We start from the raw sequence: 2,184 nt of genomic DNA on the forward strand, positions 1-2,184 counted from the left end.
AGGGGATCCACCCGTTCCCATCCCGAACACGGAAGTTAAGCCCTCCAGCGCCGATGGTACTTGGGGATGACCCCTGGGAGAGTAGGTCGTTGCCAGGCACACAAGCCACCTCATTTGAGGTGGCTTTTTCATTTTGTCTTCGTTATTTCCATTTCCCCGGATTGATCCTCCTTTTCCATCCTTTCCTCATCGCCATCTGTTTTTGGGAGTTTCTGCCGGCCGCTGATAACCTTCTTACCCCGATTCACTTTGTGGTTGGAGATGATGTTATCCAAGGGGACTCCTTTTGGATACCTGGATTGCATTTTCAGAATAATGGAACCCGAGCGCTTGCATATTGTCCCGGCAATAAGTTTTGTTCCTCTGTACCCATCAGGTGCAGCAAACGATGTTACTTGATGGACTTGGCTTTAGGAATGGATAGAGGTGACCGATCGTTGGTGCGTTTTTGGTCAGGCAGGCGTTAAAGTATTTATATCTTTGAGAGCTCCGATATAATGGAATTAGGGGTTTATCTGAGCTGCGTCGTCCAGGGTTTTCGTTTCAATGTCCAAATATATCAAAAGCGATAGGTGGCGAAGTGGATGGATAAGACTGGTAATCAAAAAGGGGATTATGGCATAGATGCTCCCGGCGTCATTCGAAATTTGACGTTAAGCGGCATCGCTTTGCTTCTGCTCAGTATGGGGGCTTTTTTTGTGTTTGCCGGTGCTTGGCGATGGATCGGAACGATTCTTTTTCTTTTTGGTCTGATTTGTCTCATTGAAGCCGTTTATATGATATGGAGCAGCAAAATCGGGAAGTATTATGAACGGGAAAAGCTGCTTGACCTCGTCCCTTGGCGGGGGGATGAAAAAGTACTCGATATCGGATGCGGGAGAGGACTCGTTCTGAATGCTGCGGCCAAACGTCTCGACCGCGGTAAGGCAATCGGAATTGATATTTGGAATGAACGGGATCAATCGGGCAATCATCCTGATGTAACTTTGGAAAATGCCGAAAAAGAAGGAGTAAGAGAACGCGTCGAAGTTGTATCTGCTGATGCGCGGGATATTCCGTTTTCGGACAATGAATTTGATGTGATTGTTTCCAGTCTGGCTCTGCACAATATTTATGATAAAAAAGAACGTCGTAAGGCGCTCGGGGAAATATTCCGGGTGCTCAAGCCGGGAGGACATTTTGCGATTCTCGATTTCCGGCATGTTGATGAATATGCCGGAATTTTTAAAGAGTTGGGAGCGACAGGCGTTCAGATTGCCGGTCCCCATTATTTTATCTTTCCTCCTGTACGGATTGTGGTGGGTCGTAAACCGTAGAGGTTGTATGTGTCTTGCCGTAAATGGAGACCATAATGTTCAAAAGGGGACCAAGTGTCACAGAGGAATACAATTGGAATTTGGGATTGTCTGTTAATACACAAGCGGTTTGTTTTTCGAAGATCCGGTAAACAGGGTGGACGTTGCTTCAATTGCATAATCTGATCTTGTCGAAATCAAGGTATATGCACGGAAGTTGAAAATTGGTGGATGTTTTTTGACCCGGGGGTCTCGCTTCCATGTCCTGAAGAGACCGGGTGTTCCAATACTCGACTGCATTTCCTGCGTCCCTTCATGTGCTTCTCACTGGTTTTTCACTGTTGATAAATGCGCCGCCCGGATCTTTTTAGTCATGGGAAACCGTTAAACGGATGAGCCTTTTTCTTAACCTTTTGCTCTGAAAACCATCAAGGTGTTTTTTAATGCACAGAAATCGGAGAAAAGAAATTGATTGATTCGGTCGAACATGGAGAGCTTCAAACCGCTCGATGGAGAAGGAGGCATTCAAATCGGCTGTGTGACGGCTATTTTGTTTTTTGTTTCTGTCCAAGCTCACCTGTGCATAAAAGGATGGGAATATATGAAATCAAAATAAACCTTAAAAGAGGTGTTGACAACCAAATAAAAGGGTAGTATATTTATTTTCGTCGCTGCTACGACAACATCTTGCAAAAAGCGAGAAAAGAAAACAAAAAAAGTTGTTGACAAGAACGGCGGCGATGTGATAGAATATATAACGTCGTCGTGATAAAAAATGGAGACGATTGAGAGTGTTCCTTGAAAACTGAAGAGTGAAGACATGACTCGTTAATTCTTGAGAGTACACATCAAACTTTTTTGGAGAGTTTGATCCTGGCTCAGGATGAAC

Annotated in this window: 1 protein-coding gene and 1 rRNA gene; both read left to right on the forward strand. The window is 44.7% G+C overall.

What is annotated here, in order from left to right; all coding sequences use genetic code 11:
* A 5S ribosomal RNA gene (gene rrf, locus I8U21_RS14685) occupies positions 1-98 on the forward strand; the annotation flags it as partial.
* A 486-nt stretch (positions 99-584) separates the two neighbouring features.
* On the forward strand, positions 585-1,316 hold the full coding sequence (locus tag I8U21_RS14690) for a class I SAM-dependent methyltransferase (RefSeq protein WP_198054189.1): 732 nt from the start codon (positions 585-587) through the stop codon (positions 1,314-1,316).
* Positions 1,317-2,184 lie beyond the last annotated feature (868 nt).

Source organism: Thermoactinomyces sp. CICC 23799 (assembly GCF_016055145.1).
Classification (GTDB): Bacteria; Bacillota; Bacilli; order Thermoactinomycetales; family Thermoactinomycetaceae; genus Thermoactinomyces; species Thermoactinomyces intermedius.

Excerpts from the sequence above, each read along its gene's own strand:
- I8U21_RS14690 (WP_198054189.1), top strand. The coding sequence starts at position 585 with ATGGATAAGACTGGTAATCAAAAAGGGGATTATGGCATAGATGCTCCC.